The following is a 17076-nucleotide window of genomic DNA, read 5'->3' on the forward strand; positions in this document are numbered from 1 at the left end:
CCAAGGTTGCGACCGAGCCCCCCTGACGCTTCACCATACCTCGTCATTACCCGCGAAGGCGGGTAATCCATGGTAAGGAATGGCAAACATCCACCACGCTGCATGATGGATCACCCGGCCAAGCCGGGTGATGACAGCGTTGAAAAACAAAGAAAAACACCTACAGGCACACGGGGGCTACGTGGCGCACTCGATCCCTAAAAGCGCCTTTTTGCGGGCCGACCCCCATCCGTAATTATCCAGCACGCCGCTTTTACGGATGACGCGGTGACACGGGATAAGCAGCGAGACGGGATTGGCGCCGACCGCCCCGCCCACGGCCCGCGCGCTGCCCGCGCGACCGATGCCCGCGCCCAGCCCTTCATAGCTGACAAAATGCCGCGCCGGAATTTTCAGCATGGCCCGCCAGATTTGAACCTGAAAATCGGTGCCAAACAGGTGCAGCGGGATATTCCGCCCCGCCTCTCCCGCTCCCGCACAAACGGCACACACCGCGTCGGCATAGGGGCGCAAAGCCGCGCTGTCCTCCACCAGCCGCGCGCGCGGCCAGCACGCGCGGATGCGCGCAAGGCACGCCGCGCGGGAATTATCCACGCGAAACCCCAGCCAGCATAACCCGCGTGGGCTGGCGGCAAGGATCAGCTCCCCGAACGGGGAATCCGCATACCCGTATTGTATGCCCAGCCCCGCGCCCTTGCCCCGCATTTCGCCCGGCGTCGCGGCCTCGACGGTCACGAACGGATCATGCGCCCGTCCGCCGCCTGAAAGATTTTCGCCCGCCCGCCGGCGTGCCATCGCCTGCACCATGCGTTCGGGCGACAACCCGACATAGGCGCAAAACGCATCTTCGAACGCGCCCGCCTCCATCCCAACATGCGCGGCGACACGCCCCGGCGCAGGCGGCTCTGCCCAGTGCGCCACCAGCCAGTCGACGGCTTCCGTCATTGTGCGGGATATATCGCTCATCCCGCCCAGACTGGCCGCATCCACCCAACCGTGCAATCTGTTTCTTAGCGCCCGTCCCGTCATTGCGAGGAGGGCGAAGCCTGACGCGGCAATCCATACAACCTAAAAACCCGAGCCGCCCCCCATCGCCTCATGGCCGTTCCCGGGATTGCTTCGCGCTCGCCGGTCGCTCGCAATGACGACGCAAGAAACCTGCTACTGCTTGATGCCCAGCGTGAAAGAGACGCCCAGCGCCAGCCCCGACCAGGTGGTCGCATCCCATCCGTTGGTCGTGGTCAACGCCACCGGCGTGGTGCGGTTGGTGGTGGTGCCGTCGCCCAGTTCGCCATCCCGGTTGTCGCCCCAGCAATACATATGCTTGTCCGACGTCCTGATCGCGCAGGTCCGCGCAGGCGATCCGGATACGCCGACATCCGACCACGCGGTCGCGCTGAATCCGCCGCCAAGCGCCGTAGGGATGGTTTTATTCGCCGTGGTCCCGTCACCCACCTGGCCAAAGGCATTATACCCCCAGCAGAACATCTGGCTGTCCGATTTACGGATCGCGCAGGCCCCAAAATAACCGACCGCCACTTTTGACCACTGCATCGTGTCCCACCCGCCGCTGGAACTGAGCGATACAGGCACGGAGGTATTGGCCCCGCCCCCGTTGCCAAGCGCATAGTAACCTCCGCCCCCCCAGCAGAACAGATGTTCGTCCGACAGCCGGATGGCACATGTATTGGCATTGCCCACGGAAACCGATTTCCACTGCGTCGTATCCCACCCGCCACTCGATGACAGCGGGATCGGCACGCTGGAACTCGTCGTCGTACCATCGCCCAATTGTCCGGCCCAGTTATAACCCCAACAGAAAATGCGGTGGTCGGACGCCCGGATCGCGCAGAAATGGTTGGCCTGCGACGATGTCGCCAGCGATTCCCACACCGTCGTGTCCCATCCGCCGGTCGATGATAACGATGCGGGCGTGGTATGGCTGGTTGTCGTGCCGTCGCCCAATTGGCCATAGGCGTTATACCCCCAGCAGAACATATGGGAATCGCTCGACCGCAACGCGCAAACACTTGGGTTGAACGCACTGACCGCCGACCAGGTCATGGCATCGAACCCGCCGGTGGATGTCAGCGCCGTCGGCTCGTACGACCCGCCCTGATCGGCCGGATTGTTGCCCAGATTCCCATAACTACCTTCTCCCCAGCAATATATTTTGCTGTCCGACGCGCGGATGCCGCAGGCAAAATTGACCGACGCCCCGATATGCGACCACGCCGTGGTATCCCACCCCCCGGCCGTCGCCAGCGTCCCGGGGACACTACGATTAAAAAGGTTGTTGGCCAGCTGCCCGTACTGGTTGCGGCCCCAGCAGACCAGCGTATCGTCCTGCATAATCCCGCAGGCAAAATACGTCCCCGCCGCCACGCCTTTCCAGCTCGCGCCGCTCCACCCCCCCACACCGGCCAGGGATACAGGCGTATAGGCATTCGTATAATCGCCGGTACCCAGCGCGCCGAACCCGTTGGAGCCCCAGCAATACATTTGGCTATCCGATGCGCGAATGGCGCAGGTCTGGTACGTGCCGGTGCCGAAGGCCGACCAGGTGGTGGTGTCGAACCCGTCGCCCAGCGCGGTGGGAACCGAAACGGCGGACGAACTGGACCCGTTGCCGCGCCCGTACCCCCAGCAATAAATCACGTTGTCGCTGCGCAGTGCGCAACTTCCAAGGTCATAACCCTGCATCGACTTCCACGCCGTGGTCGAAAACCCGCCGCCCAACGCGGTCGGCACGGACTGGTCCGTGGTATCGCCGGTGCCCAGCGCGCCATAAATATTCCGGCCCCAGCAAAACATCTTGGAATCCGAATTGCGGACAGCGCAAAAATGGTTGGCCCCGCCACCGACCGACTTCCATGCCGTCGTGTCCCACCCGCCGGTCGATGTCAGCGGTGCCGGGGTGGCATGGGCGGTGAGGCTGCCGTCTGTGCTGCCATTCCCAAGCTCGCCATAAGTATTCCGGCCCCAGCAAAACATATGCTTGTCCGACGACCTGATCGCACAAAAACCATAAAAAACCGCGCCAGCGCTGTCCCATGCCGTTGTGTCCCACCCGCCGCTGGAATCAAGGGTTTGGGGTATAGTACGATTGGTCGTGGTCCCATCCCCGACCTCTCCATACGCGTTATAGCCCCAGCAGAACATGACATTATCGGTTTTGCGGATCGCGCAGATTGTATTGCTTCCGGAAAAAACATCCTTCCATGTCGTCGTGGCGAAACTGCCGTAAAGCGCTGTAGGCAGGTTGGTATTGACCCCGGAATTGTACCCCAGCTGGCCATAACCGTTATACCCCCAGCAACGCATCGTATCGTCCATAAGAATGCCGCAAGCATGCTGCGCGCCCAGCGCCACCTTTTTAAAAGTCAGGGCATTGGCGCCGCCCACCGTGGTTAAATGGCCGGGAACGGGGAAATAGTTCAAAACCCCGTCGCCCAACGCCCCGCTATTCACCTGTCCCCAGCTTGCCACCGCGCCCGACGTCGCAAGCGTGCAGCCGGTGGCGGTAACCCCCATCGGCGGGTTGGTGTAAAAACTGGTCCATTCGTTCGTGGTCTTGGTCGCGATGAAAACACTTTTTTGCGACGGGTGGCCGTTGTTGACGACGCGGCAATTGGAAAACTCGTTGATCTGGACGCTGCCGTCATAGGCCAGCGTATAGGACGTGGCCGCATAACCCGCCTGGAACGACGCGAAAAACGCCGCCAGCATCAGGATCAGCATGCGCATCGCCCTTGCCATACCCTTGCGCCCCCTTCCCTTTTTTATTTCTGCTGCGCGGATTTAAGCGCGTCCAGCTCGGCGCGCAGTTGCGCGTTTTGCGCGCGCAATTCCTGCACCGCCGAAATCAGCGGCGCGATCAGCCCCGGATAATCGATCGCCTTCATCCCCTTGTCGTCGGTCTTGACCAGTTCGGGATAGACTGTCTCCGCCTCCTGCGCGATCAGGCCCAGATGAGTCTCGCCCTTTTGATCGGCGGTGTATTTGAACGATACGGGGCGCAGCGCCGACAGCCTATCCAACTGCCCGGGCAGCGCCGCGACATCGGTTTTCAACCGCGCATCCGACGAATACAGATACGCCGCCGCCAGCACGCTGCCATTCACCTCCAGCGCCTGTGCCGGCGTGGAGGTTCCAATGCCGATATTGCCGCTATAGCCGTATATGGTGCCGCCGCCGCTCCCGAGCTTGATATTCCCGATCGCGGAATTTTGGACGCCATAGACGCCCATGGTGTTGGCGATATCGATATCAACCAGCTTGGAATCGTTGCCGACACGCAGAACATCGCCAGAGGCCGCCACGGCCTGCCCCTGGATAACCCCGGCAACCGAAAGCGTATACACCGGCGACGCCGTCCCGATGCCGACATTGCCGCTGCCGAGTATCGTCATGCTTTCGGTCAGGGATCCAGCGTCAGGATAAGTATAGAAATGCATCACCCCGGCATAATTGCTGCCGGTCCGGCTCACGCTGATGCGCCCCACTTCTGTACTAACCCCCGTATTATAAAAACTCAATTGCCCCACGCTTTGATTAGACGCACTGGTCGCGGAAGAAACTGCCATCACACCCGGCGAACCGACTGTCGAACTATTGGCTTGAAGCAAATAACTTGGCGTCGTCGTCCCGATGCCCACATTGCCGTTCTGGTCGATGGTCATGCGCGTTGCGCCGCTGGTCGTGCCGTTGGCGACGGTCTGGAACTGAAGGTTGGAACCAAAGGCACCGGTACCCTGATTTTCCGTGGCCGAGCTTATAACGGCAGCGCCGTTCAACGGATTGAACGTAGAACGATACGTCAGCGAACCGATGATATCGCCCGACAGAAGTTGTGTCGGCGCCGCCGACGTGCCGCGCGCGCGCATCAATCGAATGGCCGCATTCTTGGCATTGGCATATTCAGATGCGCTGATATTGAACCAATCGTCGTTTTTGACGGAATTTATTTCACCCACCACATCCAGCGCAGTTGCCGGCGACGTCGTCCCGATGCCCACGTTGCCGGCGTTAAAATAGCTTGCGCCATTCGAATGCAATTCAACCTTCACGGTTTCCGTGTTGTCACTGACATCGATGATGCCGTTCCCGTTCGTTGCCGAAGTGCGCAGTTGCACGCGGGCGTTGTCGGAATCCGTACTATCCAGAACCGATATACCCTGGTTCAAACCGGCGGAAACGGAAAGCTTCGTCCCCGGCGACGTCGTCCCGATGCCCACGTTGCCACCATTTAACAACGATAAAGCTTCAGTGCCGTTAATTTCAAGTGCAAGGCGTGGCGTGTTGCCAGCATTGGATTTCAGCTTCACACCCGAAACCCACGCAGCACCGGTGGTTTGAATGGTCAAACCACCGTTTTTATTCGCCCCCCAGTCAACCGCAGATAATGTCATTAATTCGGGGTGGCTTGAATCGCCAAACGATACGTTGCCCGCACTGTGATCAAAAGAAATAACCTTGTATGTATTACTGCCGTAATGCACATAAAGATTTGTATACGGTGCCCAGCTCGCGCTGGATTCCATCACAAGCGACGACCACCATTCATTCGCAGGGGTTGTAAGACGTATCCCGCCGCTTTGGCTGTTCGAATAAGGAATGGCAGCAATATCCAGTTTGTACGCCGGCGTCCCCGTCCCGATGCCGACATTGCCGCCATTGGGTTGGAGCAGCATGTTATAGGATGTTGCCGTAGAATCCACGCGCTGCGCCTGCATATAAACATTGCCCGAGTTAAGAGTCCCGGCAATCAACCCCCAGGCATTCGCATTCGTAATGTTCAGGAAGGCGCTGGGGGAACCAAGCGCAGGCACACTCGATTCATACGCATGGCTGACCTGCAAAGCCCCCTGCGGCGACGTCGTCCCGATGCCGACAAGGCCATCATAACTGATACGCACCTGATCGGTCCCGCTATTGCCGGCACGAAAACCGATATAGCCGGTGCCGCTTGTTTCCGAATTCCTGATAATGAATTGCCCTTTGGTATTATCGATGATCGACCAGGAGGAGCTGTTATACGGCGTTAAGGCCAGATTCACCGCATTGTCTGGCGATTTCAGGGCCATCGTGTATGGCGTTCCGGCGGCGGAAACCTCAAGAACATTGGCCGGCGATGTTGTGCCAATACCGACCTTGCCAGTCGTATCCATAACCATTCCTGCTGTTCCGGGATACGCACTTGAACTGTTTGAAAATGTCAGCTTTCCTGCATTATCCGCAATGGTATAGGCCGAACCGCCCGTGCGTATAAAACGTAAAGCCGGAATCCCGCTGCCGGTCGCGGTCCGAATAATCAGACCTGCATCCGTTGTCACATCGGCGGCATTAATATCAAGCTTGCTACTGGGCGTAATGGTGCCGATGCCCAGCCTGTGGTTGGTGGCATCCCAGAAAAACTGCCCGCCGGATGTGCTGTCGTATGAAAGGGCGGAGGCGCTGCTCCAATACGGCACATACCCGGTGGAACCAGTGCCGGTAACGGTCGAACCGCTGCCCGTGGCCAGCGACACAAACGCGCCGCCTACCTGCACCTTCACCGTGCCGGTATCGGTATCGAATATCATCATACCGTTGGTGCTGGTGGCGGTATCCAGCGTGTTGGCCTGCGCCGTTGTCATGCGCGGCAGCAGAAAACCCTTGGTGGTGGATGTCACATCCAGCAAGGCATTGGCATCAGGCGATGTCGTCCCGATGCCGACTTTACCACCGCCAGCATTGATCACCAACGACCCCGTACCGCTTGCGCCGGAGTCAAGATGTGCGTTCGAAGAACCGTCGATCCATAAAAACACCCCAAGCGTGTTTCCGGAATTTAATACCCGCAAACCGTTGGCTGCAGCTGTATCAGCACTTTGCTGTATATCAACCCTTGCTGCGGGCGCTCCCGTGCCAACACCCACGCTGCCCGTGCTTGTCACCTGTAAACCGGGGTAGTTGATGTTATAGGTCTGGCTGCCTACGGTTTGCGATGTTGAAACGGTCAACGATGTCGCGCTGTTAACCGCCGTAATCACGCCACCCCAAATTCTTTGCGCCGTATATAAAAGCTCCGATCCCACCATGGACGATGTCCATGTGGTGCCCACACCCGTAACCGTCGTGCCGGATTGCGATGCCGTGCCGGTTGAATATTGCACCGGCGAAACCGCCAGCGGATTTTGCGGCGATACCTGCCCCAAGCCCAGCTTGCCCGCGAAATAGTTTTTGCCCGTGGCATCATTGTAGATCGCATAATCATGCGTACCGGTCCCGCCACCCGTAAGGCGGATGCCCGTACCGCCCCAGCCGCCGCTGCCCGTGGCCGCGTTCACATAAATTCCCGCGTTATAGGCGCTGCCGGCACCGTTCACCGTGCCCACATACAAGCCGTAGTTATTCGTACCATTATTTCCACCCGTAAACGACGGCACGTTTACACCAACAACACTGCCTATAGCCGGTGTAATGCCGGCCATGTTGACCGAAAGCCCGGTGGTACTCCCCGTTTGTGAAACCGTCGGCGCCGTCACCGCCGCAATCGTACCTGTCGTAAACGATGTGGGCGGCGCCACCGTCAACGGCGAACCCGGCGACGTCGTCCCGATGCCGACATTGCCGGCATTGTTGTCGACGGTGAACCAAGCGTTACCCGATTTATAGCCCGTAAAATTATTTATCTGCTGCGCCGAGCGGGTAAACGAAAAATAGTTTCCGCCGCCGCCACCGGCATCCGTCAGCGCCTGAACGTTCAAGTCCGTGTTGCTTGGCGCAATTTGCCAGCGCCCGGAATCGACCGGCGCATTTGTCTTGTTCAAAAAGAAGGCCGGAGCCGACGACGCCGACTGTATGATTCCGCCGACATCCAGCCTTTGCGAAGGCGACGAGATGCCAATGCCCACGTTGCCCGCCACTGGATTAAGGGCAAGAACGCCTGGACTCGTTCCGCCATCCGTATAACCCTGAATTTTTATGTATGTGTTTCCAGTCGTGGCTCCGGGACCAACATTCAGAAAACTTCCCGTTGTTGAAGCAACCCAATCGCTGGTTGAAACTCTTAAATCTCCACCCCTGACTTCTAGGCGTGTGCTGGGGCTAGTCGTCCCAATCCCGACATTGCCATCCACTCGAACACTCATCAGGGTACTCGTGTTATAAAATCCAAACCCCAGATAATTGGATGTCGAATTGTTGCCTACATACGCAAATCTGATATCGGCCTGATTGTAATCACTCAACGACTGCCCCAACTTGATATACGTAACACCCGATGTCGGCAGATTGGGCTGCAGGAAATTCGCTATCGATTGATTGCTCGTCGACGCTGACTTCACATCCAACGGCACACCCGGCGTCGCGGTGCCGATGCCCAGCCTGTGGTTGGTGGCATCCCAGAAAAACTGCCCGCCGGATGTGCTGTCGTATGAAAGGGCGGAGGCGCTGCTCCAATACGGCACATACCCGGCCGAGCCGGTGCCGGTGACGGTAGAACCGCTGCCCGCCGCAAGCGCGATCCAGTTGGTGCCGTCGCACACTTTCAGGGCGGCTGCCACCGTGTCGTACGCGATCGCCCCCTGCACCGTGGCGGTAGCGGTTGAGGTGCTTTCGGTAAACACGGTGGAATTGCCCGACGCATTGAACCGCGCCAAAGGCACGATGCCGTTGGTCAGGGTGGAACACGCGGCCCATGCCCCCGGCGCATACGCAAAACAGCCCAGCACGGCGAAGGCCGCGAGCGTGAAACGAAACTGTGTGCGTGTGTGTTTCAGCATGATTTTAAACCCGATTGTTTACCGTGTTCCCGCCTCGTCCAGGCCCTTCCATGGACGCCCCCCCCCGGACGCCCCATGGCGCACCCCATGGCGCACCCCATGGCGCATCATGGATTGCTTCGCTCACGCTCGCAATGACGACGAAAGGAAACACCATCACTTCGCCCCCTCCAACGCCTTGAGCCGCGCATCCATCGCATCCAGCCGGTCTTTCAGCGCCGCGTTCTCGGACCGCAGGCTCTTGACCTCGTCCTTCAGCCCCGCGACATCGGCCACCACGTCCGCCAGCTTCGCCGCCAGATCCGCGACCTTGGCCGAAAGCGTGTCAAACAGGCCCTTAAGCTCCTGCACCGCGCGCGTCACGACCGGCACGATCTTGGTGTAATCAAGCTGGAAGTACTGGACGTCCTTGTCGCCCACGGTTTCGGATTCGATCGCCTCCGGCACCAGTTTCTGGACCTCCTGCGCGATGAAGCCGACGCTGTGCGGCGCCTTGGCAAAACGCGCCACCAGCGGATAATGTTTCAACACCTCGGCGTCGTCGTATTTCCAGTCGAACGAAACCGGGCGCAATTTCATCAGCGTGTCGAGGCCGTAACCCAGCCCCTCGACGTTTTTCTTCAACCGTGCGTCGGACTCGCTGGCGATACAGCTGGTCGCGGAATCGTCGGAATTGGTGTCCACGCACACCGTCCCGCCCTTGACCTCGACCTTGCCCTCATTGGGGGTCGTGGTCCCGATTCCGACGTTGCCGTTGTTAAGAATTTGAAGTGCCGTAAGCGGTGTAAATAAACCACCAGCCGTACCGCTTGGCCCAGTTCTGAATGTAATATTGCCGCTGTTGAAATACATCTGTGCAGCATAGCCATTTGCTCTGTATGTCCACGGGGCACCAGAGCCACTATAATACATGTTGTCGGCTATCCAATCATTGTTGACAGCATAACTTTGAATCTCGATCCCGCCCGTCTTAATCGTGCTATTGCTGATGGAAGGCGCCACTTCCAAAGCCGTAGCTGGCGCATTCGTCCCGATGCCGACATTACCGTTCTGATCGATGGTCATACGTGGCACCGTCGAAGAAACAGTGCCGTTCGGCGTTGTCTGGAAGCGGATTTGCGAACCTTGCGCGGTGGCCGATTGGTCTTCCGTCGCCACGATGGTCATACCGGTCCAGGAGGAACTACCGGCACCCGGCCGCCCTTGGAACGTCGCCAGAGGATCACCGTTCAAAGGATAGGTGGGCGATGCCTCGGTCCCCCGTGCCATATACCCGATGAAATGCGGCACATAAGAATTCGTTCCGGTATAAGCGTGGTTGGCAATCATATTATTGCCTGTCCCCGCGACATCCAGTTTCGCCGCCGGCGTCGCGGTCCCAATCCCGACATTGCCGTTGGCCTTGATGCGGATTTTTTCGCTCAACGCCGTATCGGTGTTCAGCGTGCGGGTGCTGATCGCAAGGTCGCCCGCGGAATAATTGGTGCCGCTGACCGCAATCGCCTTGATCGCCGCCCACAGACCGTCGGTCGACCCGCCCACCGTGCGCGTGCCGAACACGATGCCGCCGCCGTCGCCCGCCGCGATGTTCGAGCTTTGCAGCACCAGCATGTTCGACAGGTCGCCCGTCGTGGTGTCGAGATCCGCCGTCGTCTGACCGGTACCGTACAGGTTCAGTCGTCCGCGCGGGGTATTGACGCCGACCCCCACGCTGCCGCTGCCCGGCGAGAGCACCAGTGGCGTGGCGTTCGACGTGGAAATCATGCCGTATGTATCGTTATGCGCGATATTGACGTAATTGTAACTGCCACCCTTGTTGCGCACCCAAAGATTATAATTAAGACCGCTTGAGGCGCTGTTGATCACAAAAGGCTGCGTCGCACCGGTCCCCGGCGTAATCGCCCAGTACCGGTTGGTGCCATCGTCCACATCGCCAATAAACAAGGTATGGTTCGCGACGCCCGACACCAGTTGAATACCCTCAGCATTCCCCAACCCGCCGACCGTCAGCTTGTTTGTTGGCGTCGTCCCGATGCCGACATTGCCGCCGAAATAGTTCTTTGCTGTGTTGGCCTGATAAATGCCGTAACGGTTCGTGACCGTACCCCCTGTGCCGTCAGGGCTCAGGTAGATATCGTACATATCGGTGATGGTGCCGGAATTATAAAGAGGAGCAATCACCAATCCAACAGCACGGGTCGTCGTGGGGGATGCCGTAGCATCGGTATTGTAATGCCCGTAACCAATACTCATCCCGTAAAGCAACTGCAGCGTACCCTTGTCCCCCGAAACGACATAGTTTCGGTACACGTCATTTCGTGTCCCGATCATATAGCCAGAGTTTGTAATCCCGCTGGCAATAACAGGCTCCAGCACGTTCTGGGCCCCCATATGATAATATGTGCCGTTCGCAGTAACGCTCGGCGTTAAAACAGCCGCCACGGCGCTTTTTGTGACATTAACGGGGGAGTTTCGAACTTCCAGACTCGACGACGGCGCCGTCACCCCGATGCCCACGCTGCCGCTGTTATAATAAATCGCCCCGCCGGTGCCGTTGACCCATTGCGAGGAGCCGCCGGAGGACGAGGCGATATCCGTGAACGTCCCCGCGTCGGTACACACCTGAAGCTTGTTGGAGTTCCACGCCAGCATCCCGGCCTTGGCCGCCGTACACGTCGCGTCCGCCCCCACCCGCGCGCCACCCGCAACGTCAAGCTTCGATACCGGCCCCGTCGTTCCGATGCCCACGTTGCCGGTGGTATCAACAAATATTCTTTGCGTGTTGTTTGTCCGGATACTGAAAGGATGGTTGCTTTCGGTCCCGACAAGCCCCTCTGTGCCGCCAGTCGATTGCAACTTGGCGATCACTGTCCCATCGACGATGCGCATCAGCGGATTGGTGCCCCCGGAAACCTGGAGGGCAGGAGTCGTCCCCGTCTGGACAACATCCAGCTTGGTACCCGGCGTCGTCGTCCCGATGCCCACGTTGCCGTTCACAAAGTTGAATTTGGATGCGGCAAGTTCCATCGGGATATATGTCGTGCCGTCATCTTTAAGCGCATGCAGGCGCGCGGCCGTCGTATCGGCGATCCCCGTACGGATCAACATGTTGACGTCGGTTGCCGTATGCACATGCAGGGTGTTGTAAGGGTTGGTCGTCCCGATGCCCACGTTGCCGCTGCCAAGAATGGTCATCGCGGCTGACTCGGCCCCGGCATTCGACGTGTGGAATTGCAGCGAGGTGGTATCTGTCCCGGTCGACGGGGCGGAAAGAACCGTGATCGTGCCGGTCTGCCCGAGCGCGCCAAAAGCGGTTGTCGAGCTCCCATAAACCCGCAGGATGTCGTACATGCTGTTGGCGCCGTTATTAATCGTCAACTTCGCCGCCGGCGACGTCGTCCCGATGCCCACGTTGTTATCTGTTGTGATGACAAATGCATTATATGGTGTAGTTAGGTTTTTGATTACAAAGGCATTGGAAATATCGCTACGGGTCTGCAAACCCCATTGCTGGCTAGCATTGGTAAGCGCAATGGCAGGACTACCTGTGGCATAAACATCCAACAATTGACTGGGGCTGCTCGTCCCAATCCCCACATTGCCTGCGAAATAATTGTTGCCGGTATCGGCGACATAGACGGATAGCGCCCGGTGGTCGGCGCGGTGCCGCTGATCGCCGGGATGTACAGGCCGTACCACGTGCCGATGCTGCCGCCGCCGGAATTGAGCATATCCAGTTGCAGGCTTTTACCCGTGGTGATCGTGCCTGTGCCTGCGTTGTTGATGCGCCCCAGCAGACCATAGCCGTTCGTGATCGTGCCGCCCAGGGCGTTAACCACTGTACCGAACGCACCATAAGCAGACGTGATCGCACCCGCATCGTTGTTGCTGAGCGCGTTATAGGAACCATAAGCAGCGGTAATGCCACCGGTGCCGTTATTAACCGTCGTGTTATAGGCGCCGAATGCGTTGGTCACCAGCGTTGCCGCCGTGGTCCCGGTGGCTGCCACCGCGCGGTTATAGGCACCATAGGCGTTGGTGATGGTCGGACCGTCGACATTGGCAAAGATGCCGTTATCCGCACCAAAGGCGCTGGTCGTGGTCGCGCCTGCCGCATTGTTGAAATACAGGTTGCGACCGCCGTAACCATAGGTCACCGTGGCCGTGCCAGAGTTGTAGACTTGGTTTTGCCCGCCCACGAAATTGGTGATCGCCCCTGCTCCCGTGTGGCTGGCACCGTTCAATTGCCCGAACACAGCATTGACCACGTTGTCGCTGGTAACGGTGGTGACATTGTAATCGGCGTAGTAATTCGCCGTGCCGTCTGCCGTCGGCGCCACGGTCAAAGACTTGTACGCCATATAATTCGCCCCGGACGTATCTGTCATCGTCTTGGCGACGTGGAAAGGCGATGTGGCCGAGGCCGGACCGATACCGACATAGCCGCTGTTGTTGATGGTCATATAGACCGTGCCCGGCGTGCTCATATCCGGTTCGCGGAAAATGCGCAGCGTGTCGGAGTTGTTGTCGATGTTCCAAATCGGGCTGGTGGTGGTGCCGTCATTGGCGAAGGTAACGCGGTTGCGCGCGACGATGTAACCATTGACGTCCATCGCCTTGCGCGGCGTCGTCATGCCGATGCCAAGACGGTGGTTGGCCTTGTCCCAGTACAGATTGGTCGGATCGGAATCGAGCACGCCCGAGGTCGCGAACTGGATCGACCCGTCGGCCCCCGACGCGGTGGCCCCGCCCGTCGCGCTGGAAATGGTCGCGAATGATCCGGTGTTCAAGCACACCTGCAACGCGTTGGAATTCCACGCCAGCATCCCGGCCTTGCCCGCCGTACAGGTGGCGTCCGCCCCCACCCGTGCGCCGCCCACGATATCCAGCTTGGCGACCGGCGTTGGCGCGCCGATGCCGACATTGCCCGACGCGTCGATGACGAAAGGCGTGGCATCCGACGCGCCGTTATCGTTGACCACAAGGCTGTTGCCCGTGCCGTCATTGGTGATCGAAAGCGTATAGGCGCCGGTGGCGATGTCGGTGCTGGCGTCCAGCGCCATCGCGTCCTTGAATTCGGTGAAGTCGAGCGAGTCCGGCGTGATCGATGACGCCCCGACGCCCGACACGCTTAAGGTGCCGGAGGACAGCGAAAGGCCGGAGCCGACGCTCAGCTCCTCCGCCGCGCCGGCACCCGCCGACGACCGGCCCAAAAGCTTGCCGGTGTTGATGCCCCCGGTCTTGGCCAGCGTCACCGACCCGTCGGCAAGGTCGATCGTGGCGATGGTGCCGTCCGCGATCTTGCCGCTGGTAACGGCGTTCGCGGCGATGGTGGTGGCCAGCGACCCCGCGCTGGTGGTGACGTCGCCGGTCAACGCCGGAAAGCGCCCGGCGGCCAGCGTGCCCGTCGCCTCGGCCCCCGAAAGGTCGACCGCGCCGGATGAAAGAACGCCCGTGCCCGTGGTCACCTTGACGATGCCGGTGGCCAGGGTGGACAGCGCCTGTTCGTTGCTCAAGGTCAAATTCGGCGTCTGGGTGATATAGGTCGCGTCCTGCGGCGCGCCGCCCGCGCCCACCGCGCCTTGCCCGTCCATGAAATAGAAGCTGCGCCCCTCGTCTGTCAGGGTGGCGAAGCTTTTGCCGTCGCATCCGTCGGCATTGGCCCAGCCCGCCGTGTTGGTGGTGCTGACATGGCTGCCGTCCGCGGCGCTGTAGACCACCTGCATCCCGATGCCCGCGGCGCCCGCGACCAGTTGATACAGATATTGCGTGGCGTTGGTCGATTGCAGGTACAGCACCCGGCGATACCCGCCTGTGCCGCAATCGATGGCGTCTGGCACGTCGCCCGCCATGCCGTTGCCGCCGGAATTGATCGAACCCCATGTTCCGGACAGACACAGTTGCAGCTTGGTGCCGTTAAAACGCAACGTCCCGTCATTCGCGCCGCCCGCGTCGCAAGTCGCCTGCGTGCCCAGCTTGACCGCGCCGGAAATGTCCAGCGCCGAAGCCGGAGCCAGCGTGCCGATGCCGACCATGTTGTTGGTCGCGTCCACGAACAACGTATTGGTGTCGACCGTAAGGTTGCCGGAAACGGACGCCGCGCCCACGACGTCCAGCGTGACGCCGGGCGTGTTGGTGCCAAGCCCCAGCCGGTTGTTGGTGTTGTCGTAATGGAAATTGGCATCGTCCGCCGCCAGATCGCTGCCTTCCTTGAACTGGACCGACCCGTCGACGCCCGCGACGCTGACCTGCGCCGGACCGACCATGGCGATGTTTTTGGCCACCCAGCGGCTGTTCGACGCGTCCCAGACCAGCACGTCGTTGTCGCTGGGCGTGCCGACCTCGGAAATGGCGACGTCGCCGATATCGTCCAGCTTGTCGATCGAGGAAATGCTGTTCCACGTTCCGTCGACGCAGATTTGGAATTTCTTGGTGCTGGATTCGTAACGCACGGTCCCGTTATTCGCGCCGCCCGCGTCGCACGCATTCTGCGACCCGACCTTGATCGCGCCCGCGACGTCCAGCGCCGCGGCGGGTGATGTCGTACCGATCCCCACCGCGTTGGCCGTTGCGTCCACATATAATGTATTGGTGTCGATGGCCGTGTTGCCGGTAACCGAAAGCGTGCCGCTCACGGTTTCGTTGCCGGTCACCGCAAGATTGGCGGAAAGAGCCGTATCGCCGGTAACGTTCAGCGTACCCGCGACGGCCGTGTTGCCGGTCGCCGCGCCGATGGTGAACTTGCCGCCGCCCACGTCGACGTCGCCGCCCACGCCCAGCGTACCCGCGATGGCGGTATTGCCGCTGGTGGCCGCGACGGTGAATTTATCGGTGTTGATGGTGAAGTCGCCCGCGACGGCAACGGTGGAATCGAACGTCCCCGCGCCCGTCACGCCCAGTGTGCCGGTCACCGTGCCGTTGCCGGTGACACCCAGATTGCCGGCGACCAGCGTATCGCCGTTGGTGGCGTTGATCGTGAACTTGTCGGTGTTGACCGCGAAATTGCCGACGACATCCGCCGTGCCGCCGACCGCCAGATTGCCGCTGGCCTTGATGTTGCCGGACACGTCGAGTTTTTCGGACGGGTTGTCGAGGCCGATGCCGACATTGTTGGCATTGTCCTTCAGATGCACGTTCGTGCCGTCTAGCTTCCAGATATCCGAGCCCGCCGGAATCCAGTCCGTGCCGTTGCATACCTCAAGCGTCTTGACGCCCGCCCCGGAGTTATAGCGGATCGCGCCTTCCTGCGCGTTGGTGCAGGTCGCGGACGCCGCCTGATAATTTGAATCGAGCTTCAGCCCGCCCTGCACGTCGATCGTGTCGGTTTTGGCGACGATGGAATCCGTGGTGATGCCAAGGAATTCGCCGATACCCGTGTCGCGGTCGATGCTGACATTCGCGACCTGCGGCGCGCCGCCCGCGCCGGAGCTTTTAAGCTCGGCCTTGGTCTGATCGGAAGGGTTGAGCGACCACAGCCCGTTGGAATTGGCCGATGCCTGCGCATAGGTGAAGTCCTGCACGATGTCGTCGCCCGCGCGCTGCACGTCCATGATGTTGCCCGCGCTGTAAGTCGGGCACGGGGTCTGGAACACGCGGTCCGGACCGGCGGAGATAAGCGCAATCACCGGCTGTTGATCGGCGGTGTTGGTGGCGTTGTTGTCGCCCGTGATGCGGTTGGCCGAACTGTTGGTCGAACCGTGGTCCCACACGCAATACCCGTATTTGTTGCCCCACGGGTCGGTCAGCGAAAGGCCGAGCGTGGTCGGCAGGAACCCGCCATTGGTGGGTGGCGTTTCGCCCGATGCGGCGGCAACGTAGGCCACCGGCTCGATAAATCCGTCCGTATCCGCATCGCCCCCGGCGGTGCCGGCCACCGCTGCGTTGATGATGATCCGCGCATCCATCAGCAGCTGGGTTTCGGCGATGTTTTTCTGGGTAACCCGGGTGATGGTGGTCACCGGCCCGGTCAGGGTCTGCATGCCTACCGCGGCCAGAACGCCGGTCAGCGCGACCGCGCCGAACAGCAGGGCGAACACGTTGCCGCGCGCGGGTTTATGGACAAGGCGGGACTTGACCCAAGCATCCGCAGGCATAAATGGTTTTGCGACAAAGGCCAAAGAGCGAATCAAAACGCCCGCCGCAAGGCGTTGCGCCGCCCCGTACGGACGGGGCGCGGCATTGGGATTATGGCTTGAAACGGCCTGTTTTTGGCCATTTTTTAACGATCGAAGCAAGCGGTACTCCCCACGCGGCAGGGATGGTTGTTAACCATCCTTAACCTATCATACCAAGGCAATGGTTAACAGGA

Annotated in this window: 5 protein-coding genes; all 5 read right to left on the minus strand. The window is 60.1% G+C overall.

All coding sequences use genetic code 11. The features are described from left to right. Positions 1-177: 177 nt before the first annotated feature. A complete protein-coding gene (locus H6866_02090) occupies positions 178-966 on the minus strand; it encodes a bifunctional helix-turn-helix domain-containing protein/methylated-DNA--[protein]-cysteine S-methyltransferase (GenBank protein ID USO08029.1) in 789 nt (262 codons plus the stop codon). Between the two features lie 195 nt (positions 967-1161). Next, complete coding sequence (locus tag H6866_02095) at positions 1162-3759, minus strand: hypothetical protein (protein USO08030.1); 2598 nt, start codon at positions 3757-3759, stop codon at positions 1162-1164. Between the two features lie 23 nt (positions 3760-3782). Continuing rightward, positions 3783-8576: a tail fiber domain-containing protein gene (locus H6866_02100; protein ID USO08031.1), complete on the minus strand. Its 4794-nt coding sequence runs from the start codon at positions 8574-8576 to the stop codon at positions 3783-3785. A 348-nt stretch (positions 8577-8924) separates the two neighbouring features. After that, positions 8925-12146: a tail fiber domain-containing protein gene (locus H6866_02105; GenBank protein ID USO08032.1), complete on the minus strand. Its 3222-nt coding sequence runs from the start codon at positions 12144-12146 to the stop codon at positions 8925-8927. A gap of 86 nt (positions 12147-12232) precedes the next feature. Then, complete coding sequence (locus H6866_02110) at positions 12233-16861, minus strand: hypothetical protein (protein USO08033.1); 4629 nt, start codon at positions 16859-16861, stop codon at positions 12233-12235. Positions 16862-17076 lie beyond the last annotated feature (215 nt).

Source organism: Rhodospirillales bacterium (assembly GCA_023898805.1).
In the GTDB taxonomy this organism is placed as follows: Bacteria; Pseudomonadota; Alphaproteobacteria; order Micavibrionales; family UBA1664; genus UBA6145.

Coding starts and splice junctions, on each gene's coding strand:
- H6866_02090 (USO08029.1), bottom strand. CDS start 966: ATGAGCGATATATCCCGCACAATGACGGAAGCCGTCGACTGGCTGGTG.
- H6866_02095 (USO08030.1), bottom strand. CDS start 3,759: ATGGCAAGGGCGATGCGCATGCTGATCCTGATGCTGGCGGCGTTTTTC.
- H6866_02110 (USO08033.1), bottom strand. CDS start 16,861: ATGCCTGCGGATGCTTGGGTCAAGTCCCGCCTTGTCCATAAACCCGCG.